Source organism: Cohnella sp. OV330, assembly GCF_900112065.1.
GTDB lineage: Bacteria > Bacillota > Bacilli > Paenibacillales > Paenibacillaceae > Cohnella.
In genome coordinates this window covers 645836-668876 of sequence record NZ_FOKE01000003.1, presented here as the reverse complement: position 1 = coordinate 668876, position 23041 = coordinate 645836, and the positions used below count along the sequence as shown (strand labels likewise).

Below are 23041 nucleotides of genomic sequence, written 5' to 3'. Positions count from 1 at the left end.
AGGTGCGGCTCTCGATCGTGTACTTTTGCGCGATAGCCCTTGTATCGCCGCTTCGGCGCCGAATCAGTTCCAGGCGATCAGCTCGATCGCCGGCGCTTCGCCCGCTTCGATTGTCGATTTCTCGCCTGCTTCGACTCCCGCGTCTCCCGCTTCGATTGCCGATTCCTCACCCGCTTCGGCTCCCGCGCCCGCGTCTCCTGCTTTGGCTCCCGGTTCGTCGGCATAGGTCGCTGCCTTCAGACTACGGTACTCGATCGTCCTGCTTTCTCCCGGCAGCAGATCGAAGTAATTGTCCGAAAAGACGAACGCGCCATGCAGGAGTACGGCTTTGGCATAGCGGTCCGCCGCGACGGTCACGCTTCCGGCCTCAGGCCCGCCTGCACGGGACGCGATCCGCAAACCGGAAGGCGCGAGCTTCATTTCCGCCGGCAGTCCCGCGAAATAGATGCAGCGATCGCCGCCAAAGTCGCCGGCTATATCCATGACCAGCACGTGGCGATGATCGAGCAGCGCATCCATCTCAGCCGCCGGAATCCCCGCAGCAACTGCCGAAGCGCCCGCCTCCACCCCGAAGTCGAACGTCCTGGACCAGACCTCGGCGTCTTCGGCCGAGCCGTCAAGCTTCAGCACGCGCAGCATCCCCGTTCCCCGGATCTCCTCGGGCTTGTCGCTGCATACCCAACAATCGTACGTCCCGGCCGCCGCGTTTTTTTCGATCGAAGCGATCACCGGCCGGGCCGCTTTTCGGAATCCGTAATACCCGCCCTTCGGGTACCCGTAATAATCGACCAGGCTCCAGCCGCTCGCCGGCCAGCAATCGTTATACATCCAGAACAGGATGCCCCCCGCGTAATGCCGGTTGCGCCTGTAGGCCTCCAAGATCAGCCGGGTAAGCTCGTGCTGAACGAACGACATGCGCTGGATCTGCTCGACATTCGACGCGGCGGGCGGGGCAAGCTTGTCGGCCAGCGTCTCGAGCGCACGGAAGAGCGAGAAATCCTTTAGCCCCGGATGATTCTTCGTATGGTATTCGAGCATGTCATACGCCGGATCGGCCAGATCCTCGTCGTTCATCATCCGCCGCAGCGTATGAACCTCCGGCGTGCCGAACATCGGAAACTCCGGACAGAATCGACTTAACAGGCCGGCAAAGTAAGAGCGGTAGTCGCGCAAATCCGTATTGCGGAACACGTCGAACATCTCGAATAACGCCCCCGTATAGTGCGCGGTGCCGATCGTAAACGAATTGTTGGTGCTGCCGCCGAAAGGACTCGTGGGTTGAAACAGTCTGGACGGATCGAGCGCGGCGCACAGCCGGCCCGTGATTCGTTCGGCGATGCTCCGACCCGGATAATCCGAGTCATCCTCGGCTGCGAACATGCCGTTTTCATTGTCGCCGTTCCACCAGACGAGACTGGGACGATTCCGCAGCGAACGGATGACGCCCTCGATCTCGACCGTCAGCGATGCCTTCCAATCCCGGTCCGACTCGGGATAAGTCCCGCATGCCATCATAAAGTCCTGGACGACGACGATCCCGAGCCGGTCGCACCAGTCCCAGAACGGCTCCGGCTCGTAGATGCCGCCGCCCCAGCAGCGGAGCATCGTCATGCCGGCATCTCGGGCGAGCCGGAGCAGGTGCTCGTACCGCGAGTCCGGAACGCGCGAGGGGAAGGGATCGCACGGCACCCAATTGGCTCCCTTGCAAAAGACGGGAACGCCGTTGACCAGCAAACGGAAGCCGCTGCCAGGGCGGTCGCCGTTCGCCTCCCAGACCATGCCGTCCGGATTGTCGGCGTTCGCATCCCCTATCATGACTTGCGAGCGAATCTTTTCGGTCATCCGCGCCTCTGCGCTTCCCGTCCGGTCCGCGAGCTGCTCGATGCGCACCGTCCGGATGCCGAACGCGCGAGAACGCTCGTCGAGCAATCCCGACTTGTCGTACAGCTTTGCGACGAGCGTATACAGCGGCTGGCCGCCGTACCCCGCCGGCCACCACAGCTCCGGCTCCGTCAGATCGGCCGTCAGCTCCAGCTTGCCGCCGTTCAGCCGGCGCTCGGCCTGCCAGACGATTCCGCCGGACGGACCCTCTATCGCAAGCGACAGCCGCAGCGGCTCTTCGGCGCGGCTGCGCGTCTCGACCGCGACGGCAAGGGACGCGCCTCGCGCGTCCAAAGCGTTCGTGTACACGAAGAGATCGTCGATCGCCGCCACGTCTTCGAACACGAGACGAACCGGCCGCCATATGCCGTAGCTGACGAGGCGCCCCACCCAGTCCCAGCCGAACGTGCATTGCATGCGCCTGACGAACAGCCGCTCGTTCGTGAAGGCTGCGCCGAGACCGGCGTACGACTTGCCCGCAAGCCCTTCCGCGACCGTCCGGAACCGCACCACGAGCTCGTTCGTGCCTTCCCGCAGCAGCCCCGACACGTCGAAATGGTAGCGGACGAACATGTTGTCGGTCCGGGCGAGCCGGACGCCGTTCACCTCGATTTCCGCGAACGTATCCAGCCCTTCGAATTCCAGCAGGGGACGTCCCGGCTCCAATCGCTCAAGCTCGAACGTCCGGCTGTACGTCCACCGCCAATGCTCCACCCACTGGCAATCGTCCGCCTGCTTGCGGTAACCCGGATCCGCGATCAGGCCCGCCGCGAGCAGATCCTGGTGCACATGACCGGGAATCTGCGCATCGATCGCGATGCTCGCTTCCTTTCCCGAAGGGTCTATGCCTTCGCCTTTCAGTTGCCAAGCGCCTGTCAGCTCTATCGATCTTCTCATTTTCAATCTTCCTCCCCAAAAAGAGGATGCTCTCCGACGCGGACCGACGCGCATGGCCAGGGTCCGGCGGGAGCATCCTCTTGCGTTCTTATACGATTAAGGCAGTTGGAACACGACGGTCGGATCCGTCCCGATATCCTTCACGATGTTCGCGAGCGCCGTTCCGTACGTCATGCCGAACGTATACGAGCCGGGCAGCAGTTCCAAGCGGATCTCGCCGCCCGCCGTGCTGCCGATCGTCCGCCAGCTGCCGCCCGCATACACCTTGGCCGTGCCGCCGTTCACCGGGCTGCCGCCGGCATCCTTCAGTTGGATGAGAACGCTCGCCGTCTGGAATACCACGGCCGGATCGTCGCCAACGTTCTGGCTCTTTTCCTTGTACACGCCGTCATAGGTAATGCCGAACGTATACGTGCCCGACAGCAGCTCCTTCGTCGTTTCGCCGCCCGCAGTCGTGCCGATCGTCTGCCAGCTGCCTCCGGCATATACCTTCGCGACGGCGTCGTTCAGCGGATTGCCCTGACTGTCCTTGAGTTGCACCTTCGCTTTTACCGTCTGGAAGACGACGGACGCGGGACCTGTCGCCGTATTTTGCGTCAACTGCTTGGTCGTGCCTAGATAGGTCACGGAGAAAATATAGCTCCGCTCCGGCAGCGCCTTCGTCGCCTGCCCCGAGGCGTCCGTCGTCCCCAAGTCCTTCCAGCTGCCGTCGTAATACTTGACCGTGCCGCCGCTCAGCGGCTGTCCCGCGCTATCCTGCAGGGAGACCGTGGTCACCGTCGCGGCCAGGCTGAAGCTTACGCTCTGCTGCGTCTCGGCATTGCCCGCCAGGTCGGTCGACTTGTAAAGAATCGTATACGAGCCCTGTTTGCCGAACGCCAGCGGCGCCGTGTACGGGGCCCATGTCGTCCCGTTATCGACGCTGTACACGGTCTGCGCGACGCTGGACACGCTGTCCGATGCCGCAAGCGTCAGCGTAACCGGGCCGTTATACGCGCCGCCCGGACCGTCGGGCGCCGACGGATTCAGCGCGGCCGTCGTGACCGGCGGGGTACTGTCTGCAAGGACCGGACGAACCTCGATATCGTCGACGTAGAAGGTTTGCACCGGACCGCTTTGTTCCGTATACAGGTATACCCGGACATCGCTGACCGTCCCCGGCTCATCGATTTTCCAAAAGCCCGATGCTTGCGTCCAGCCCCCCCTGAGCAGCGGCGCGCTGGTGAATATATATATCTGCTTCCCGACGCCGTCCACCTTATATTGCAGGCAAATCCGGAACAGCGCAGGCTGCGCGGGTGCTGCATCCAGTTTGGCCCAGGCCGAGTAATAATACGTCTTCCCCTGCTCGATCGATGTGGGCATGAAGAACGACGCGAATCTGTTGTTGTTCAGCTTCGTCACCTGCAAAGACTGCGTCCCCAGGCGATGCTCCGACGTCGTCAAGGCTACGCCCGCACTGGAGCCGTAATAAGACGAAGGAATCGCGGCACCCTCCATGTCGGGGTTGAGAATGAGATTGCTTCCCAGCACCGCCCCGGCGGGCTGCCCGGAACCGAGCGCCACCGTCACCGCCGTCGTCGCCGTGAATCCGCCGTCGATGGCCTTGGCCGTAATATTCGCGATTCCCGTCTTCTTCGCGAACACCGTGCCGCTGATGTCTACGACGGCCACGTCCGGATTGTCGGAGTTCCAGATCAGCGCTTGGTTATTGACGCTGCTCGAGGGCTGGAACGTCGGAACGAGCGTCTTCGTCTCGCCCATGTTCATCGTCGTCGTCGGGTTGATACTCAGTCCCGTCGCATAGGTCCATGTCGGACTGGACGAGTAGGTCACGAGCCTCGCTTCGACATCGTCGAGATAGTAGTCGTGGTTGGTGCCGTCGATCTCCGTGTAAAAGTAAAGCAGCACATTGGAGATGGGACTGGTCTCCGCGATCGTGTAGTTGCCCTGCAGCTGCGTCCATTGATCGGCGGAGAGCCCGGCGCTGGTGTAAATGATCATCTGCTTGGTATTGCCGTCAACCGTATACTGCAAGCAAAGCCGCAGCGGTTCGGTGAGCGTCGGCGCCTTCGCGAGCTTCGCCCAGACCGAATAATGGTATTCCTGGCCTTGCGTGACGGCGATCGGGAAGGAAGCGCTGCCGTAACGGCTGTCCTTGACGACCTTGAGCGACTGATGGCCGCTGTGATACTGCGTGACGTCCAGACCCAGCGCGCCGTTCTGCACGCGCGCCTGAATCGTGCTTCCTTCCATGCCGGGATCCGCGACAAGGTTGGCGCCCGGCATCGGCAGCGAGGTTGCCGTATCCAGCTGCACGGAATCGACGCTGAAGCTGCCGGCCGACAGCGTAGGCACGACCCGGATTTGCTTGATCGTCCCTGTCCAGGCTGCCGCGGAACTCGTATCGAACACGTACTCGCGGAGCGTCGAATCGCTTGGCAGGATATAGGTCGAGAACGACTTGGCCGCATTCCATACGGGATCGGCGTCCGTCGTATAATAGAGCTTCGCTTGCGAGCCTGTCGTCTGGTTGCCGAGCTGCACGCGGACCCGCTTGATCGTGGACGCGTCCAGCCCCAGTTGATCCGGCGATTCGACCGCAGGTTCTACCCCGCCGGATACGCCCAAGGAGGTGCCGCCGAATCGGCCGCCCAGCGCCTGCCCGCCGGCGATGCGCCCGTTCGCCGTCCAGTCGTCTCCGAATTCAAAGTCCCAGACGACGCCTGCCGGATAGATTTGGATTTTCTGCGCGGCCGCGTCCCACTTCAAGGTCGCCCCGAAGGCTTGCTTGAGGTACGAGAGCGGCGCGAGCACCGTTCCGTTGGCCAGCTTCACCGGCGCGTGTTCGAGCGTGATGGACTGATTGTCCTTGAGCGCCGTCGTACTGCCGACCGTTAATTCGTAGACGCTGCCTCCCTTGACTGCGATGAACTTCTGATTCGCCGCGTCCCACTCGGATCTGACGCCGAGCTGCAGCCAGATATCCTTGATCGGCACCATGACGACGCCGTCCTGCACGAGCGCCGGCTGGCTGAAGTTTTTCCGCTTGCCGTCGATATACAGCTTGATGTCCGTAGAATCGTCCGCGACTGCCCGGATATAGTCGATGCTGATCGTGCCGATCGCCGAGATCGGATCGATCCGGATCTGCCGGATATTGCCGGTCCAGCTCTTGTTCCGCCACATTTCCACGTAATAATCCGTGTATCCGTCGTCCTGCGGCTTCACGTAGAAGCCCATCGCCTTCGTCTCGTTCCAGTCCCCGTCCAGCTCCGTCGTGAAAAACACTCTGCCGTCGATGTCGTTCGCGCTGTTCTTCATCCGGATCTTGAGATAAGGCGCGTCCTCCGCCTTAATCCCCAGATGGTCCGCCGAGATGATGCCCGGGTCCGTGTTGTTGGTGGTACCGGTGAAGGTGCCGCCCGCGACGCTCACCGCGTCGATCTGCTTCAGCACGCTCCAACCCTCGCTGTCGCCCGGCGTGTTGAATTCCCACGAGGCGACCGAATTGCTCGATATCGCCGGAGGCGTCAAGGTACGGTTCTGCACGACGCGTCCTTCCGGATACAGGACGTTGATTCGCGCCTTCTGCGTTGCGGTCGGCACGGCATCCGTATGGGTACTGACGCCCGCGAATACGTCGCGGATCGCATCCACGTAGCCGAAGCCCGCGAGCCCTGCCGGCATGATGAAATGGCCTTCCCCGAATTCGTTCCAGTTGTCCAGCATGACGAGCTTCTTGCCTAGATTGCCCGCCGACAGCGACGGAATATAGGTGTCCTTCGTCCACTGCGCCAGCGACTTGAATTCGGCCGGGGTCGCATAATACCCCGAGCTCAGCCCCCAGGCGGTATCGTCCCTGCCCATGCTGAGGCCGGGGATGACGTCCATCACGCCGGCGTTGTTTTCCAGCGTCAGCTTGAGCTTCTGAAAATCGGGATGCCCGCCGAAGGAGCCCCACGAATAGGCGTAGACGCCGTCGAAGCCCGCGGCCTTGCGGTTCTGCAGATCCTGGGCGTTCGTACCGTTGTATACGTTCAGAATGGTTAACTCGCCGACGCCGGCATCGCGCGCCGCGTCCCGCAGATCATCCATCAAATCCTTTGCTAGCTCTTTGGTGCCGCCTGCCAGTTTGACGAATTGATCGTAGTTATAGATGGTGAACACCGGCTTTTCGTCAACCTTCAAGTACCGGGGGTCCTTAAAGTAATATTCAATCCAGTAGGGGACCAGATTGTCGCGGAAATCGGCGATGTCCTTCGCCGCCGAGTTCAGGTTCTCCCACATGATGGCAAAGTGCGCCATATTGCTGTACTTGGCATTAAAGTAGCCGTCGTCCAGCGCATCGGACAGGTAGGAATCCTTGATCGGCGCGCCTTCTCCCCCGATCGGCCTGAACCAGCAGGACATCTGGAAGTCGATGCCGTGCTCGAGCATCCACTTGATCTCCCAGTCCGCCGTCTCCGGATTGCCTTCGTCGTAGAAGCCCAGATACGGCGTCCGGTCCGGGAACGGATTGATCACGTCCCAGCCCAGATGATGCCCTTCCCGCCACATCGGGCAGCTCTGCACCCCGACGAGCTGATCGCCGGTGCTCACGACTGCCGGCGCGGGCACATAATCCGCAGGCTCCGGCGTATTCGCATAAACAAGGATATCGTCGATCCACATCAAGCCCTTGTTCGCGGCGGAGGTGGAGAACCGGATACCGTCGACGGAAGCGATGCCGGCCGCGATATTCACGTCCGTTGCCTGCAATTTACCGTTGATGTACAGGTCGGCCTTGTGCGCGGCCGGCTTCAGAACCACCTTAAGGCGATACCACAGATTCGCCTTGTAGTCGTACAGCTCCACGGGCGTTCCCGCTGCGGCTTCGTACGACAGCTTCCCGTTGGAGGTGAACAGCTTGAGCGCCGTCGTACTTCCGCTTCTGAGCTCGGCCGCGAGGCCGTCCGTTTTCGCGGGAATAAAAATCTTGTATTCCGCGGTCAGATCGCCCGAGATGGCGGCGAAGCTCTTCCCAAGCGTCATGCTGCCGGTCGAGGCGGACGCATCGATCTTCAAGCTATTGACGTCCGGCTTCGGGGCGCTGAGCATCTCGGCGACCTTAATCGTGCCTCCGTTAAGGGCGGCCGTCCAATCCTGCGGCAAGTTACCCGATTCAGGGGTCACCGACAGCAGCCTTTCGTTGACCGCGTAGCCTTTATAGATATGAAGCGGCGTAAAGAAGAAGTCGCCCGTCGAAGCGACGCCCGTCGTCAGCTGGAAGCGGTTCAGCGCGGACACCGCGTTCGCAAAATTTTGGGCGCTCGCCCGCAGGATGCCGTTGACGTAGACATCCGCCTTTTGCGTGGACAGATTCGCAATGACCTTGACGCCATATTCTTTATTGGCTTCATACGCCTGCAAGGTCACCGTACCGCCTCCGGACGTCTCCAGCACGAGATTGCTCCCGCTGGCGCTGGTCGCGATGCTGACGCCGGGCGTGTTGTCGCCGAGCAGCTGGCAATGCAAGCCGCCCATGACGCTGAACGGCCTGAAACGAAACTCCATCGTCAGCGTCCCTTCGCTCTGGGCCGGGAACTTGCGGCTCATCGATACGGGAAGCTTCGTACTGGCATCGCTGATTTTTAACGTGTTGTTATAAATGCTCGTCAGCGCGCCGCCCGCAGCGCGGATGTCCCAGCCGGACGGCTGGCTCTCCCCCGGCACCAGGTTCGAGAGAAACGCAAAATCCTCGTCCACCAGGTAAGCGGCCCCCTCCGGCGCGGTATTCGCCGACGCGGAACGAGGTGCAGCGACAATTAAGAAAACGCATACAAGCAGTGCCGCGCAGAAAGCCGTCCATCCGTTTCTCCATGGATTCATCAACATCGATTCCCCTTTGCATTCGATTAGAAGCACAGGCGCTTATAAAAAAGGCGGCCCGACTTGCTTGAAGCAGGGCCGCCTTGCCTAACCGTTCCGTTCCGTATTGTTCCGTTTAGCTGTTTTCCGCCTTCCAGGCATCGAACTGCTTCTGCGCTTCGGCCATGATCTTGTCCATGCCCGCTTCGTTCAGACGCTGCTGCAGATCGGTATAGTACTTCTCGAAGTCAGGCATCGAGCCGGTCGTCAGGATCGGATTCGACTCCTTCTGGATGGCGCTCACCTGGGCGATCTCCGTCTTGACGGGCTCCGAGTTGAAGATGAAGCCGAGGATGCCCGACGCCTTGCCGTTGTCGTTGTTTTTCTTCATCGCTTCGAGCGCGGCGGTGGAGTTCCAGTTCGAATCCCATTGATCCCACAGCGGTCCAAGCCAGTTGTGCCAGATCGCCCAAGTCTGGTCCGCGCCGGTCGTCGCCTCGATCGTCGGATTGTCGTCCTTCACGGTGCCGGACTTGACCGTATAGTTTTTGCCCTCGACCCCGTAGGCCAGCGTATTCAGCAGGTACTTGTCGCCCCAGATCTCGTTGAGCAGCATCATCGCCCGCTCGGGGTTCTTGGAGGTAGCGCTGATCGCCGTCGCGGCGGAAGTCATCGAGTTGGTCGAGATCGTCGGATAGCCTGCCAGCGTCTCCACCGTCGGGAAGCCGTACGTCGCCGTCGACTTCGAGCCGTCCTCCGTATAACCGCCCGAGTCGCGCATGACCGCATACTTGCCCGATTTGGCCTCGGCCAGGTAGTCCGTCTTGATGGCCGCGTCCTTGGCAATATAGCCTTTTTTGTAGAAATCGTTGATCGTCCGGTAGTTCTCCTTGTTCTCGGGAACGTCCAGAATCTTGACGATCTTTCCGTCCTTCTCGCTGTAGGAGATGCCGGGCGTAATCGTCGTATAATCGTACAAGCTGACGCCCGCCGCGGTACCGTTGGCCGTAGCCAGGAGCGGGATCATGTTCGGCTCGTTTTTCTTGATCTCGGCCAGGAACGGCTCCAGATCCTTGATGCTCTTGACGCTCTTGTAGTCGAATTTGTACTTCTCCACCATATCCTTCTTGAAAACGTGCGCGCCGGCTGGCGCATAGGGCGTCTGTGCGGGGATCGCCATGATCTTGCCTTTGTAGGTGACCGCTTTCCAGGCGCGAGGGTCGACCTTCGCCAGGATGTTTTGGCCGTACTTTTGCAGCAGCTCATCCAGGGGCAGGAAGGCGCCCTTTTGCACATTGTCGCTGATGCGATTGGAGGAAAACGTGGAGAATACGATGTCGTAAGGCTCGCCCGCCGCGGAGATCAGCTTCATCTTGTCTTCCCAGCCGGCATTGTCGATCAGATTGAGATGAAGCTCGGCGTTCAGCTTCTCCTTGATGATCTTGTTGGCTTCCGCTTCGACGTCCGCTTGATCCTTCATGTTGTCGATCGGCTTCGGCATATACCAGCTGAGCTTGACGAAGTCCTTGGTATCGCCGCCGGTGTCCGCCGGCTGCGAAGCAGGCGTGCTGCCGCTCGGACTGGCGCTCGGGCTGGCGCTCTCCCCTGCGCTCGAACTTGCGGAGGGGCTTGAAGATCCCTCTTCCTTCGAACTGCAACCGCTTACGATAATCGCCGCCGCCAGCATGGCGGAAGTACTCGTTCCAAGCCATTTTGCTTTCTTCAGGTTTGTCGGACTCACTCGGATTGCCTCCCTTGTCTATTGCCTTTCATTTATAATCAGCAGCCGTAGCATCCCATCTTCTACGGCTGTAATTATCACCCTTTAACCGAGCCTACCGTCAAGCCCTGCACGAAATATTTCTGAAAAAGCGGGAACACGAGCAGCATCGGACCGGCAGCCAAAATACACATCGCCATTCTTGCGCTTAAGGAAGGCACGAGCATGCCCGGTTTGACGAGTCCGTATTGAATGGCTTCAGCAGAGTTCAAGTACTCCATATTTTTCAAAACGCGGATGAGCAAATATTGCAGCTTCATCAGGTTGTCATGCTCGACGTAGAGCAGCGTCAGCCACCAGTCGTTCCAATATTGGAGGGCGAAGAACAAGCCCAACGTCGCCAAGGCCGGCTTGGAGATCGGAATGACGATCTGCGCGAAGATGCGCAGCTCGCCGGCGCCGTCGATCTTCGCCGATTCGATGACCGCCTCCGGGATCGTCTGGAGAAATCCCTTCATCAGCAGCACGAACCAGCCGCTGATCAGATAGGGCAAGATGAGCGCGAGGATGTTGTTCTTCAGTCCCAGCCACTTGACCATCAGAATGTACGAAGGCACCATCCCGCCGTGGAACAGCATCGTAAAAAAGATGAAGAAGGCGAGGAACGACCGGAAGCGGTAGTCTTTGCGCGAGATGGCGTAGGCGTACGTCGTCGTGACCCACATCCCGACGATCGAGCCGATGACGGTCGTCGCGATCGTGACGAAGTAAGATTGGAACAGCACCTTGGGCTCGTGCAGGATGACGCGGTAAGCGTCGAACGTGAAGTTTTTCGGAATGACGGAATACCCGAATTTGACGATGTCGTTCTCGCTCTGAAACGACGTGCCGATGATGACGAGAAACGGAAACAGGCTGGCCACGCACAAAAGGATAAAGACGAGATGAATAAACATTTTCCCGGCGGTCGGTTGACTCCGCTTGAGGGCCGATACGGAACCGTTCATGGCTGCACTCCTTAAAAAAGAGAATTTTCCGGATTGATTTTTTTGACGATATAATTGGTCGTGAGCACGAGGCAGAAGCCGACGATGGATTGGAAAAAGCCCGCCGCCGATGCCATCCCGATGTCGCCCATGTCGATCAGCGACCGGTAGACGAACGTATCGATGACATCCGTCGTCTTGTAGAGCAGCGACGAATTGAGCGTCACGTTGTAGAACAGCCCGAAGTCGCTGTAGCAGATGCTGCCGATTTGCAGGATGACCATCATGATGACGATCGGCTTGATCATCGGCACCGAGATCGAGATCGCCTGCCGGAACTTGCTCGCCCCGTCGATCTTGGCCGCGTCGTAATACTCCGAATCGATTCCCATCAGCGCGGCGTAGTAGATGACCGAACCGTATCCGAGTCCCTTCCATACGGCGGCTGCCACTAGAATGTAAGGCCAGTACTTGGGATCGCTGTACCAGAGGATCGGTTCTTTGCCCAAGGTGACCAGGAGCCTGTTGATCACGCCGTAATCCATATCGAAGAGCGAGCGGAAGGCGAATCCCGCCACGACCCAGGAGATAAAGTAAGGGATAAACAGAATGGTCTGATACGCTTTGACGAATCTGCGGCTGAGCTCGTACAGCAGCAGCGCGATCGTCACCGACAGCGTGGTGCCCAGCACGATAAAGGTCATATTGTAGAGGAGCGTATTCCTTAGCACCCGGTAGAGCACGTCCCCGTTGAACAGGAAGCCGAAATTTTCGAAGCCGACCCAGGGGCTGTTCCAGATGCCCAGATTGTAGCGGTAGCTCTTGAAGGGCAGCAGCATGCCGTACAGGGGCACGTAGTTAAAGAGAATAATGAGCAGAAATCCCGGCAGCGCCAACATCGATAATCCGAAGTTCTTTTTGATCGCCCTGATCATGCGTCCTGCACTTCCTTTTCGCATTGCTTGTCGTGATAAGCCAACTTTAGGCGCGGAAGGCGGGAATGTATATTTTAAAAACGGCATTTTCCTATAAAAACCGGCGTTGAAGCCTCCGATCGGAGCAATATGCGTTTTCCCGAAGCCTCAAGCAAAAGGAATGCGGTGCAAGATGGTGGTCGCGGAGGTGCGGTGGTCGCGGAGGTGCGGTGGTCGCGGAGGTGCGGTGGTCGCGGAGGTGCGGTGGTCGCTGTAGAACCGCGCGCGGAACGCCTAACGATGGCTTCGACTGCCTTTCAACGGACCAGCGTATCGCTGCCAGCGTCGTTCTTTCGCCGCAATGCCTGCAAAAATACATCTTTTTTCGCCAACTTCGCGTCCTTTGTATGGGATAGATGCAAAAATGCAGTTATTTCCTTCCACCTTCCGGATTTATTGCTTGCGCATTGCATTTACCTGCACATTAGCAGGCATTCCATCGAGTGGCGCGAGCCGTTAGAAAATACATGTACAGATGCAGTTTTTTAGCCCGCCCCCTCCATAAAGCCGCGGTACGCCGAAAGCGTGTCGCGTTTAACATTCCGCAATTGCCGCCCATATTCATACTTTCTAATCTCCCCAAAGACCATCTTATCGGATTTCTTTTATAGAGGCGTGGCATCGACCGGTCCCGCAAGCTTTGAATGCCATGCAAAAAAGGTACGGTCCCTGAGCTTCCCATGGGACTGTACCTTGCTTTTCAAGCGGATTTTTTTCAGTAGAACTCCAAATGACGCCATGACTAGTTGATCTGGTTCGCGTTGCGCTGCAGCGCGTATTCCTTGGGGGTCATCTTGTATTTCTTCTTGAAGAGGCTGAAAAAATACGTCTCGTTCGTGATGCCCACCTTCTGCACGATCTCGTACACGCTCAAGTCTTCCTGAATCAGAAGCTCCGCCGCTTTGGTCAGGCGCACGCCGTTGATCAGATCCGCGATCGACAGCTGGGTCGCTTCCTTGTAGATCTTGCTTAAGCTTCGCGAGGAGATCTTCATCATCGAAGCGATCGAGGACAGGCTCAGGGAGGGATCCTGATAATTGCGATGGACGTATTCCGTCACGGCGTCCACGACAAAGTAGTTGAGCGCTTCGGCATCCTCGGCCGTCTCCTTATTGAACGAGTCCTGCAAGCCGCTCCAGACGATACGCTCGATCTCGGCCATCGTCTCCTTCTCCAGGATATGCCTGCCGATCGATGCCTTCTGCAGAGAGGGAGCTGCCGTCACCTTTGCCTTGTCCAGCCCTTCGATCACGGCATCCGCCAGGCGGAGAATCGAGATCAGGGCGTTGTGATAATTCAGCGCCGCCATCTCCTCGAACAGGTTCGCCAGCACGTCCCGCATCGCGGCGACGTTGCCCGACTTGATCGTCTCCATCAGCCAATCTTCCAATTCCTTGGAGTAACCCGTTTTTTTGTTGTCGGCGCATCCCCGGAGGCGCTCCTGCGTGATGACGGAGCCATGGCCCAACTGCAGACGGTACATCGACTGGTCCATCGCTTGCGTATACTGCGCGTGCAATCCGCCGAGCGCCTCGGCCTTGCCGCTGATCGAAGCGGTGAACGTCACCTTGAAAAAACGGGAGAAATTGTCCTGCGCCTCGGCCATCAGCGCTGCGAGTCCGGATTGCCAGTCCGGGCTCTCCTCCGGTACGCTCACGATCAGCAGAACATGATCTTCCTTCATGTCGATGCCTTCGTTCGCATACTTGCCGGCCACGATCTCCGAGGCGATATTGATCAGGGCGAACCGGATCGTTTCCTTGTCCCGAGCGGAGAAAAACTGCTGGAATTCCTTGTAGTTGTCGATTTTCAATAAACAGACTGCATACGCGCCCGATGGCGGCAAGGAGATCCTCATCTCCCTGAACAAGGAAGCCAGCTCGGGCTCCGGGATCGAAAAGCGCTCGGCGAGCAGCCGGCTCAGCCAATAATGCTTCATGACATCCTTGTACTGATCTTTTTCCTTGTAAAAAAGATTCAACTCCTCCATCGATTGCCGATAAACGGTATTCAAATAAGAGATCTCGTCGCCGACCTCGGCCTCGACCGCTCTGCCCGGCCTGTTCTGCTTCACCGCGTTCACCAGATTGCCGATCGGCCGGTAAATGGTCCGGGAGATCAGGATGGAGACGACGAACGCCAGCAGCAAAGCGATCAGCGTAATGAGCAGAATGCTGGTCCGGAGTCTGTCGATCGATTGATAAACTTCAAGGACCGGCTGCGTCTTGAGCAGCGTCATGCCGGCGCCGTCGACGTTCGAATACGTGATCAAATACGGCTTGCCCCCGTGCTTGCGCTGAAAAAAACCTTCCGAATCGGCGTCGGGATGCGCGGCTTGGTAGGCCGCAAAGTCGCTTTTCAGCCACTTCATGATCTCCCGGTCGCCCGTACCGTCGTCCAGGTACTCGCCGGCCTGGTCCATAATGAATATATTGTCGCCCTTGCGCTTGTCGATCATGTTGATCTCGCCGATGTTGTCGAGCAGCCATTCGGACCGGACATTGACCACGATGACGCCGTCCGGCTTCTGATCGCTCGCCGATGTCTCGTACATCATATAGGAGAATACGTACTCAGGCTCGGTCTTCCCGTTCACGAGCTTCTGAATGTTGCGGAAAATCGGCTTCATCTTGGGCAGCAGCCGGTCCGAATCGTACAGCTCGCCTAGCAGCCGGTCTTCAAAAAACAAAGGTCTCCCCGCATTGTACGTCTGATCCAGATTCCGGTTGTAGATCGTGAGCGAATGAATATACGGATTGGCCGAGGTGACGGAGCTGGTGACTTTGTTCAGCCTGTTGGCAACCTCGACCATATTCTCCTGTCTGGCGTACATGACCGCGGCTACGTCGCTGTTCAAATAAAGCGACTGGCACAGGCTCGCTATCGTCTGATCCATGAATTCCATATTGTATTTGACTTGATACAGTATTTTCTGATTGGAGGCATACTCGTTTTTGACGAGCAGCTTCTGGGCGTTGATGTAGACGACGGCGGACAGCACGACGACGATGAGCAGAATCGCCATGCTGATCCATAGCAGCATTTTGATATAGTAAGCCTTAGCCCCGAATCGCTTCATGCGGGAATCTCCTCTCCTTCTTCGAGGCAGGGGTGATCGTCTTCGCTGCCTTGCGTGCCAAATGCCGAAGAGGACCGGCATCCGCCAGCCCCTTGCTTTTGATCTAATATAACGGTCTAGACGCCCAGCCTGTCGGCCAGCGCATGCAGGTTGTCCAGGCTGATCCGCACGCTGTCCAGCGCGTCGCCCTCGCAGATATCCTGCTCGACGACATACCATTCCACGCCGCTGCGCTCCCCCCATAGAAGCAAGGGCTCGAAGTCGATCAGGCCCGTTCCGATCTCGGCGTACGTTCTGCGTTCGTCGGCGGTCATGTCCTTCAGGTGCATCGTCGGCATGCGACCGCGATACGGCGCCACGAATGCGGCCGGGTCTTTTCCGGCTTTGCTCACCCAGTATACATCAATCTCGGCCAATATGGCGTTGTCCGCCGCAGGATCGAGCAGATAAGACAGGGCGTCCGTCGTTCCGACGCGCGTCTCGAATTCGAAGGCGTGGTTGTGAAACGCGACCGTGAACCCCTCGTCCCGCAGCTCGCGCGCAGCCGCGTTCAATTCCTCGCGCAACCGGATATAGCCCTGCTCGTCGCGCCATTCATGCGGCACGGACGGGCAGATCAGCCGGTTGGTGCCGAGCTGTCTCGCCTCCGCCTTGACGCTGTCCGGCTCGGCGCGCAGACGCTCGACGGAAATATGCATGCCCGCCGTTTTCAGTCCCGCTTCTCTCAGCACCTCCGCGATCTCCGCTGCGTCATGGCCGTGCAAACCGGCCGTTTCAACGCCGGCCCAGCCCATCTGGCCGAGCGTTCGAAGCGTCTCGGGAAAATCCCGCTCGCATTCCTTGCGCAGCGTGTACAGCTGCACCGCAAACTTGTGCTTCACTCGATTTCCCCCTTCTCTGCTATATCTATTATCTCTACCAGTTCTACCATGTGATCTCGATCGCGCCGCTGATATTCGTCAACACGAGCCGATCGCCCCGGATGCAGTCCGTAAGATCCAGATACGCAGACTCTCCCCGCACTTCTACGCTTCCTGCACGAAGGTTTGCCAGCGGCGGGTAGATCGTCACCTGCGCTTCCCGCAGACCGGCGACGAAGAGCATCCGCTCCGAGCTCTTCTTCGGCGTCGGTCCCGGCGCGAGCTCCCGGCAGGAGACGGAGGTCGTCTCGCGCTGCTTGACGAAGACGCGGCATTCGTCGTGGAAGGTGCGGTCCGGCGCATAAGGCGCGGCGCCTTCCCCCGCCCTCGTCGTCTGCCCGATAATCGCCGGTACCCCTTCGGGAAAGCGCAGGCGAAGGGTCACGGACGTGTCCTGACGGCAGCCCGTAAACCAAAAGCCATTGTCGCTGCGCGTCACGAACAAGAGCGCCGGCTTATCCGCTTCCGACTGCTTGACCTGCTGCAGTTCATACCCGAACTCGGCAAGCAGCTGCCTTGCCAGCACCGAGATGTCCTTGAACCGCTCGGGCTGCCGGTTCGGCAGATGGGATACGGCGCCCGATTCGAAGGGCAAGGAGCCGCGAACCCATCCGATCTTGCCGCCGTTCCACGCCGGCAGTTCACGCGTCAGCGCCAGGACGCGCACCTGATCGCCTTGAATGCCGGTCGCGCATACCTTCGTGCCGGGATCGTCCGCATCGTTCAGTACCTCGCCTAGCGCGCCTCCGCCGATCTGCGGATCGTGCAGGAAAACGGCGGTCGACTCGGTCGTCTCGGACAATCGATCCTGCGGCAGCGCGCAGGAGAGCGCGATCTCGCCCTGGATTCCCGCATCCTGCCGGAGATTCAGCAGCTGCTGGAGCTCCGGGTCTACGACGCTGCCGTAAACGATCGCTCTGCCGCCCTCCCGGATGAAAGCGGCCAGGCTTGCGGCGTTCGCCCCCGTCAGCCAGGAGGCCGGCGTCCATAAGATCGTATCCCGCAGCTTTCCCAGCGCCCCGTCCTGCATCGCCGCCAAGTCGTCCGTGCTGAGTACCGTATTGAGCGGCATTCCCTCGTTCACCGCGTTGCGCACGAACCATTCCTCGAAGAAGATCGACTTGGCGGCTTCCGCCGATCGCTCGACGGAGGCATGGTACTCGCTGAACGGATACAGCCAGGCGAGAATGCCGGCTTGATCGGGATAGTCCTTGATCGCCCTGCGCAAGTGGGGAATGACCTCCGCCGGACAATCCGCGTTCAGTTCGCCTTTCTCCGTATCGATCGTCAGCAGCTCGACGATGCCCGGATTCTCCAGCTCGCCGTCGCTATTCATCCGGGCGACCGACATGGGGCAATAAATGTCGTGCGGCTCCCGGTCGTACAGATCCCACCAGGGATTTTGCCAGAACCAGGGATCGTTCGGATAGAAGCGATAAGGGTAGGTCTCGCCCGGCAATACCGCGATGCGGGACATATAGGACGCGATCTCCAGGCCGAAATCGAAGTTGAGCGCGCCCCACGGCGAATTCGGAGGCGGCAGCTCGATATAATTTCTGCGGTACATCTCCTGCAGCGGAATGAAGTCCTTGGCCAGATCCATCCCCGTTCCGAAGTTGGTGCCACGTACTTCCGTGCGATAACCCGGGCATTCCCGCTTGAAATGTTCCCAGAACGACAGCGTTTGGTCCGCCAGTTCGCGGTAGTCCGCCGTCGGCATCGACGTGCCGTCGTAGTTCGCTCCCAGGTACGTCCAAGGAAAATAGGAAAACCCGAAGCCGTTCGAGAACCAAATATAGTCGAACCCGAGCGCGGGGAGGAAGCTCGCGCATTGCCGGCCGAGAAATTCGCCGAACGGGGTGCCTTCGGGAATGCCGTCCGGATAGGCGGCATAGGCGACCGAATCCCCGCAAAGCTCCGACCACGTGCAGACGACCGTATAATCGGCCTTGAGCGCGATCTCCTTGCCCCCCAGCTTCGCGCGGTTGATCTCCGGATGCCGCGTATACTTAAAGTCGGAGTAGGCGAACTCGGGCCCGGCGTCGAAGGTGGCGCCCACTTCCATCGAGACGCCGAACCGGTCGCGGGCGATCCGCTTGAACGCCGCCACGATCGTCCGCAAGTTATCGTACGTAATCTCGCAGGCGTCGGGCCGGTAAAGCTTGGCGATCCGGGGATCGTTCGGTTGGATATGCCCGAACCGGTCCTCGTTCGCAAAGCCGATATAGCGCCCCCACTCGATCGCGCGCTCCCCGTTGCCGTCCCACTCCAAAATCTCGCTGCCGTCGGCAACCCATAGCAGCACCGAGCAGCCGTCCGCCATGTCGATCAGCGGCAGCCATTGACGGATCGCTTCTTCGCATACCGCTTCGATCGCCGGCAGCGCCATGCTTGTGAATGGCTTTAAGCTCATTTCGAGCGTAACCCGCCGGAGTCTCTTGATTGTCTCGGACCGGCTCATAACAGCAGCCCCTTCCTTTTATGCTTCAACGATTGGATGGAGCAGCCCGGCCAGTACGGGCCGAAGTCTGCTTGCGATGCGGTCGTAACCCAGATCCGAAGGGTGGATGCCGTCCGTCGTACAGTCCTGATCCGCCTCTCCGAGCAGATCCGTGCCGTCGACAAAATGAATGTGACCGTCTCCCGCCAGCCGGCGCCGCTCGACCTCTTCTCGCTGAATCCGCCTGCGCTCGTCGCGGCGGGAAGCCACGGCGACGTCGAACGACTCCATAGCCAAGCGAATCTGCGACAGTACGAGAATCGGCACTGCGGGATGGCGGCTGCGGTAAATCCGGATGAATTCAGGCAGCGATTCCCTTAGCCGCTCCGTACTCGGCGTATTCGCCTCGTAGTCCAGAACGAGCATGGCCGGAGACGCGATCTGACTGATGAGATGGGCGAGCTCGGGCTCTCCCTGCGCATTGCCGGAAAAACCGAGATTGACGAATTCAAGCGGGAACATCCGGCTTAAAATATTAGGGTAGGCCATGCCGGGACGGGTCGCGCAGGCGCCGTGCGTAATCGAGGTGCCATAGAGCAGCACCTTTTTGTCAGTGGGGAAGCCCGGGAATTCGGCCATCTTCGAAGCGGGTTCAACGCCGATCCACAACGCTTCCACGCCTTGATACAGAGGCAGATTGAGCGTTATGTCCCGCAGTTCGCGCGGAAGAGCATCGAACAGGACGGAGACATACTCGGTTTGGGTGAAGTCGAAGCGCGTCGTGTTGATGTATTTTTGATCGCCAAGCCCGCCGATATAACAATCGATCCCGCATTGGCCCGTCGCCGCCAGCTGGTACATGCTGTACTTGTCCGCCAGCTTCGCCCGCACGTACAGCCTCGGGGAATCCGTCCTGAACCGGACCTGCACCCCTGTCGTAAAATTCGCCAGCCGGTCCACTTCCGGACGGATCGCATGGCTCGGCCGGACCGGCAGCCTCCGGAAGACGCCGTCCTGTTCCAGCCATGGCAATCCGGTCACGCGGAAGGGCGCGCCGGGTACGGCCAGCCAGTCCAGGTCCGGCGCGACGCCCCCGCCGATTCTCATATTCGAATCCATCTGCCGGGCGTCGCGCGCCCCCGTCTCTCTCATCGCTCCGCACCTCGCCGGACCGCATCCGCGATCATTTTGATAATCGTCAGATCCTGCAGATAGTCCTCCGGCGTCGTTTTCGGAGCCAAGCCATTCGCGACAACCTCATGGAAGTATTCGAGCTCGCACGTATATGCGTCCTTGTACGTCGGGCGGACGACCGTCTCCTCCAGCGCATCCCCGATCGTATCCCGAATCCGCAGCGTCGTCGGCAATTGGCGCAAATACGGCGTATCGTACTGAACCAGAACCGATCGGCGCTCGCCGTACACTTCAATATGGGCATCAAAACGTCCCTGCTGGTCCACGCCGGTCTCGAACATGACATCGAAGCCGTCGTATTCCAGGATGGCATTCTTGAATCTGCCGCCTTGCCGGGAAGAAGCCGCCTTCACGCGTATCGGCATGCCGAGCATCTCGCGCATCGCGGATATATCGTGGCTGTTCAAGCCAAGAAGCAGACCGTACGCGGCATAGTCTTCATTGGAGGCTTCGCCGATCGCTTCCTGCATCAGCCTTGTATTTCTCTCCTTGCGATCCTTGACGGCTTCGGCGGGAATATCGCCGAACCGGTATACATGAATGCCCGACTGACCGGTGAAGTACGCGTTCGGCCCGATCATGTCGCGTACGCGCGCATAATTGATCTGACCCAGTGCCCGTACCTCCTCCAGCGCGCGCAGGTAAGCCGGCGCGAACCTTCGCATATAGCCGACCATCACCTGCGCACTCGACGCGTTCCGCGCCCGGATGATGTCGCGAGCTTCCGCTTCGGTTACGCACATGGGTTTTTCCACGAATACATGAAGATTCCTTTGGAGCGCCGCGACCGTGCATTCCGTATGATACTCCATGTTGTTCAGTACGAATACGGCATCCAACCCGGTTTGGTCGAGCATATCCGAAGCGTTTGTGTACAAGTTTTTCACGCTGTGCTTCTCCCCCATTACGTCTAACAGCCGCTGAGAGATATCGCATAAGGCGACGATCTCGTACAGCTCGGGCAGCGATTGCAAGATCGGTAAATGAATGATTTGGGCGATCTCTCCAACGCCGATAATCCCGACTTTCAGCTTCTTCATCCTGCAATCTCCTTTGTAACGAATGCTGCGCGTCCCGCGTCCCGAGGACGACGGGGAGCGATGCTTATGCGACCGCTGCAGCCTTAATTTAGCCTCCTCCCGCGTTCATGTACACTTCAATTTGCGTCGATTCGTTCAATTCGGCGCTTATCGGAGTCAAAAGGAGCAATCAACCGAAAACAAAGCCTTGTGAACGGCGCTTTTCCGGAACCGAAAAAACGCCGGGTCAACTTCGACCCGGCGCTGCTAGTACCAACCTAATCCTTCACTTTGCACCTACCTCATCAAGGGCAGCCGAACCGCAAAAATCGTGCCCCCCTCGCCGCTGGAAGCCGCGATCGAGCCGCCGTGCAGCTCGACGATGTTTTTGGCGATCGCGAGCCCGAGGCCCGATCCGCCGGTATGCCGCGAACGGGACTGCTCCAGCCGGTAAAAACGGTCGAACAGCAGCGGGATTGCCGAGGCTGGCAGCGGCTCGCCGTAATTCACGATCTCCGCCACCGCCTCCGTTCCTTCTCGCCGCGCCCGAATGTCGATCCTGCCGCCATCCCTGCCGTAACGGATCGCGTTGTCGATCAGATTTTCGAACACCCGTACCAGCTTGTCGCCGTCCGCCGCCACGGTCAGCTCCTTCTCCGCGAACGTCGCAGCGCCTTCGACCCCCGCCTGCTCGAATTGAAGCCGGAACTGAACGGCCAGCTGCCCCAGCATCTCGACCAGGTTAAGCGGCGCGAGCCGGAGCGGCATCCCGCCGCTCGTGCGGGTATATTCGAACAGGTCGTTGATCAGTCCCTGCAGCCGCAGCGCCTTGTCGTAAGCGATGCCCGTGTAGTGGCGCAGCTCGACCTCGTCGCGATAGCGGTCCTGCTCGATCAGTCCCAGATAGCCGACGATCGAGGTGAGCGGCGTTCGCAGATCGTGGGAGACGTTGGTAACGAGCTCCGTCTTGGCCCGCTCCGTCCGCCGTTCTTCCTCGATAGAGCGCTTAAGCTGCTCGCTCATGCGGTTGATGCGATCCGCCAGCACGCCGAGCTCGTCGCCCGTCCGGACGGGGATGCGGCTGTCGAATTTACCTTCGGCGATCTCGCCCACCCCTTGCGTGATCCGCAGCAGATAACGGATGGTGCCATGGCTGAAGACGAACAAATAGACGATAAACAGCGCGAGAATCGCCAACGCGAGCGTGATCGACCTGCCAAAGCGTTCGTAAAACCACCATGCCAGCGCATTCAGGATCGTAATATCGAATTGGACGGCAAGGACGTACAGCAGCATCGCAGTACCGCCCGCGAACCCGAGACTGAGCGCGACCAGGATCAGCAGCTTGAAGCGCAGCCCGAACAGCGGGTTAGGGTTCAATTTTATAACCTACTCCCCACACCGTCCGGATCGGCTTGGCGCCGTCCAGCGCGTGCTCCAGCTTGTCCCGCAGATTGCTGATGTGCACCATGACGGTGTTGTTGGACTCCAGGAACTTGTCCTTCCAGACCGCCTCGAAGATCGCCTCGGCGCTGAACACTTGCCCCGGGTGGCTGGCCAGCAGATGCAAAATATCGAACTCCGTCGAGGTCAGATTGATATGCTTGTCCTCTGCCATGACGGTGTGGGTATTCTTGTTGATTCGAAGCGACTGGATCTGGATATCGTCGTCCTCGCGGCTCTGCCGCAGCCTGGCGTTCAATCCGAACGACCGGCGGAGCAGCGACTTGACCCGGGCGACGAGCTCCAGCGGGTTAAACGGCTTGACCATATAGTCGTCGGCCCCGGTCATGAGCCCCATGATCTTGTCCATGTCCTCGGCCTTCGCGCTAAGCATCAAGATCGGCACCGCGTCGTCGGCGCGCACCGCGCGGCAAACCTCGAGCCCGTCCATCTCCGGCATCATCACGTCGAGGATGACGAGCTGGACCGATTCCGACCGGATCAGCGACAGCGCTTCGCGGCCGTCCGCCGCCTTCAGCACGCGATAGCCCTCGTTCAGCAGATAGATGGCGATCAGGTCCGCGATCTCCCGGTCGTCGTCCGCGATCAGAATTTGAGCGGCATTCATCCGGCATTCC

The 23041-nt window shown here is 59.4% G+C and carries 12 protein-coding genes; all 12 read right to left on the bottom strand.

The window, feature by feature from the left end; all coding sequences use genetic code 11:
• Nucleotides 1–63: 63 nt before the first annotated feature.
• Nucleotides 64–2778: a beta-mannosidase gene (locus BM235_RS09815; RefSeq protein ID WP_158543719.1), complete on the bottom strand. Its 2715-nt coding sequence runs from the start codon at nt 2776–2778 to the stop codon at nt 64–66.
• Nucleotides 2779–2874: 96 nt separating this feature from the next.
• Nucleotides 2875–8649 carry a carbohydrate binding domain-containing protein gene (locus BM235_RS09810; protein ID WP_158543718.1) on the bottom strand — a complete coding sequence of 1925 codons (5775 nt, stop codon included), beginning with the start codon at nt 8647–8649 and terminating at the stop codon, nt 2875–2877.
• 115 nt (nt 8650–8764) lie between these two features.
• On the bottom strand, nt 8765–10369 hold the full coding sequence (locus BM235_RS09805; RefSeq protein ID WP_143106660.1) for an ABC transporter substrate-binding protein: 1605 nt from the start codon (nt 10367–10369) through the stop codon (nt 8765–8767).
• A gap of 77 nt (nt 10370–10446) precedes the next feature.
• Nucleotides 10447–11355 carry a carbohydrate ABC transporter permease gene (locus BM235_RS09800; protein ID WP_255374269.1) on the bottom strand — a complete coding sequence of 303 codons (909 nt, stop codon included), beginning with the start codon at nt 11353–11355 and terminating at the stop codon, nt 10447–10449.
• Between the two features lie 11 nt (nt 11356–11366).
• Nucleotides 11367–12269 (bottom strand): ABC transporter permease, encoded by a 903-nt coding sequence (locus BM235_RS09795; protein WP_255374268.1) that lies wholly within the window; start codon nt 12267–12269, stop codon nt 11367–11369.
• Nucleotides 12270–13050: 781 nt separating this feature from the next.
• A complete protein-coding gene (locus BM235_RS09790) occupies nt 13051–15387 on the bottom strand; it encodes an AraC family transcriptional regulator (RefSeq protein WP_158543717.1) in 2337 nt (778 codons plus the stop codon).
• A 116-nt stretch (nt 15388–15503) separates the two neighbouring features.
• Entirely contained in the window at nt 15504–16268 is a 765-nt protein-coding gene (locus tag BM235_RS09785) for a sugar phosphate isomerase/epimerase family protein (RefSeq protein ID WP_090112116.1), read from the bottom strand.
• Between the two features lie 43 nt (nt 16269–16311).
• A complete protein-coding gene (locus BM235_RS09780; protein WP_143106658.1) occupies nt 16312–18720 on the bottom strand; it encodes a hypothetical protein in 2409 nt (802 codons plus the stop codon).
• 66 nt (nt 18721–18786) lie between these two features.
• A complete protein-coding gene (locus tag BM235_RS09775; RefSeq protein ID WP_090112112.1) occupies nt 18787–19899 on the bottom strand; it encodes an SGNH/GDSL hydrolase family protein in 1113 nt (370 codons plus the stop codon).
• Nucleotides 19896–20981: a Gfo/Idh/MocA family oxidoreductase gene (locus BM235_RS09770; protein WP_090112110.1), complete on the bottom strand. Its 1086-nt coding sequence runs from the start codon at nt 20979–20981 to the stop codon at nt 19896–19898. The genes BM235_RS09775 and BM235_RS09770 overlap by 4 nt, the downstream gene beginning before the upstream one ends.
• Nucleotides 20982–21257: 276 nt before the next feature.
• Nucleotides 21258–22340 carry a sensor histidine kinase gene (locus tag BM235_RS09765; RefSeq protein WP_255374267.1) on the bottom strand — a complete coding sequence of 361 codons (1083 nt, stop codon included), beginning with the start codon at nt 22338–22340 and terminating at the stop codon, nt 21258–21260.
• Nucleotides 22330–23031: a response regulator transcription factor gene (locus BM235_RS09760; protein WP_090112099.1), complete on the bottom strand. Its 702-nt coding sequence runs from the start codon at nt 23029–23031 to the stop codon at nt 22330–22332. Before BM235_RS09760 ends, BM235_RS09765 begins: the two co-directional genes overlap by 11 nt.
• Nucleotides 23032–23041 lie beyond the last annotated feature (10 nt).

What these genes read in the sequence shown, in the direction of transcription:
- BM235_RS09815 (WP_158543719.1), bottom strand. Translation starts at nt 2,778, where the DNA reads ATGAGAAGATCGATAGAGCTGACAGGCGCTTGGCAACTGAAAGGCGAA.
- BM235_RS09810 (WP_158543718.1), bottom strand. Translation starts at nt 8,649, where the DNA reads ATGAATCCATGGAGAAACGGATGGACGGCTTTCTGCGCGGCACTGCTT.
- BM235_RS09800 (WP_255374269.1), bottom strand. Translation starts at nt 11,355, where the DNA reads ATGAACGGTTCCGTATCGGCCCTCAAGCGGAGTCAACCGACCGCCGGG.
- BM235_RS09795 (WP_255374268.1), bottom strand. Translation starts at nt 12,269, where the DNA reads ATGATCAGGGCGATCAAAAAGAACTTCGGATTATCGATGTTGGCGCTG.
- BM235_RS09790 (WP_158543717.1), bottom strand. Translation starts at nt 15,387, where the DNA reads ATGAAGCGATTCGGGGCTAAGGCTTACTATATCAAAATGCTGCTATGG.
- BM235_RS09780 (WP_143106658.1), bottom strand. Translation starts at nt 18,720, where the DNA reads ATGAGCTTAAAGCCATTCACAAGCATGGCGCTGCCGGCGATCGAAGCG.
- BM235_RS09775 (WP_090112112.1), bottom strand. Translation starts at nt 19,899, where the DNA reads ATGAGAGAGACGGGGGCGCGCGACGCCCGGCAGATGGATTCGAATATG.
- BM235_RS09770 (WP_090112110.1), bottom strand. Translation starts at nt 20,981, where the DNA reads ATGAAGAAGCTGAAAGTCGGGATTATCGGCGTTGGAGAGATCGCCCAA.
- BM235_RS09760 (WP_090112099.1), bottom strand. Translation starts at nt 23,031, where the DNA reads ATGAATGCCGCTCAAATTCTGATCGCGGACGACGACCGGGAGATCGCG.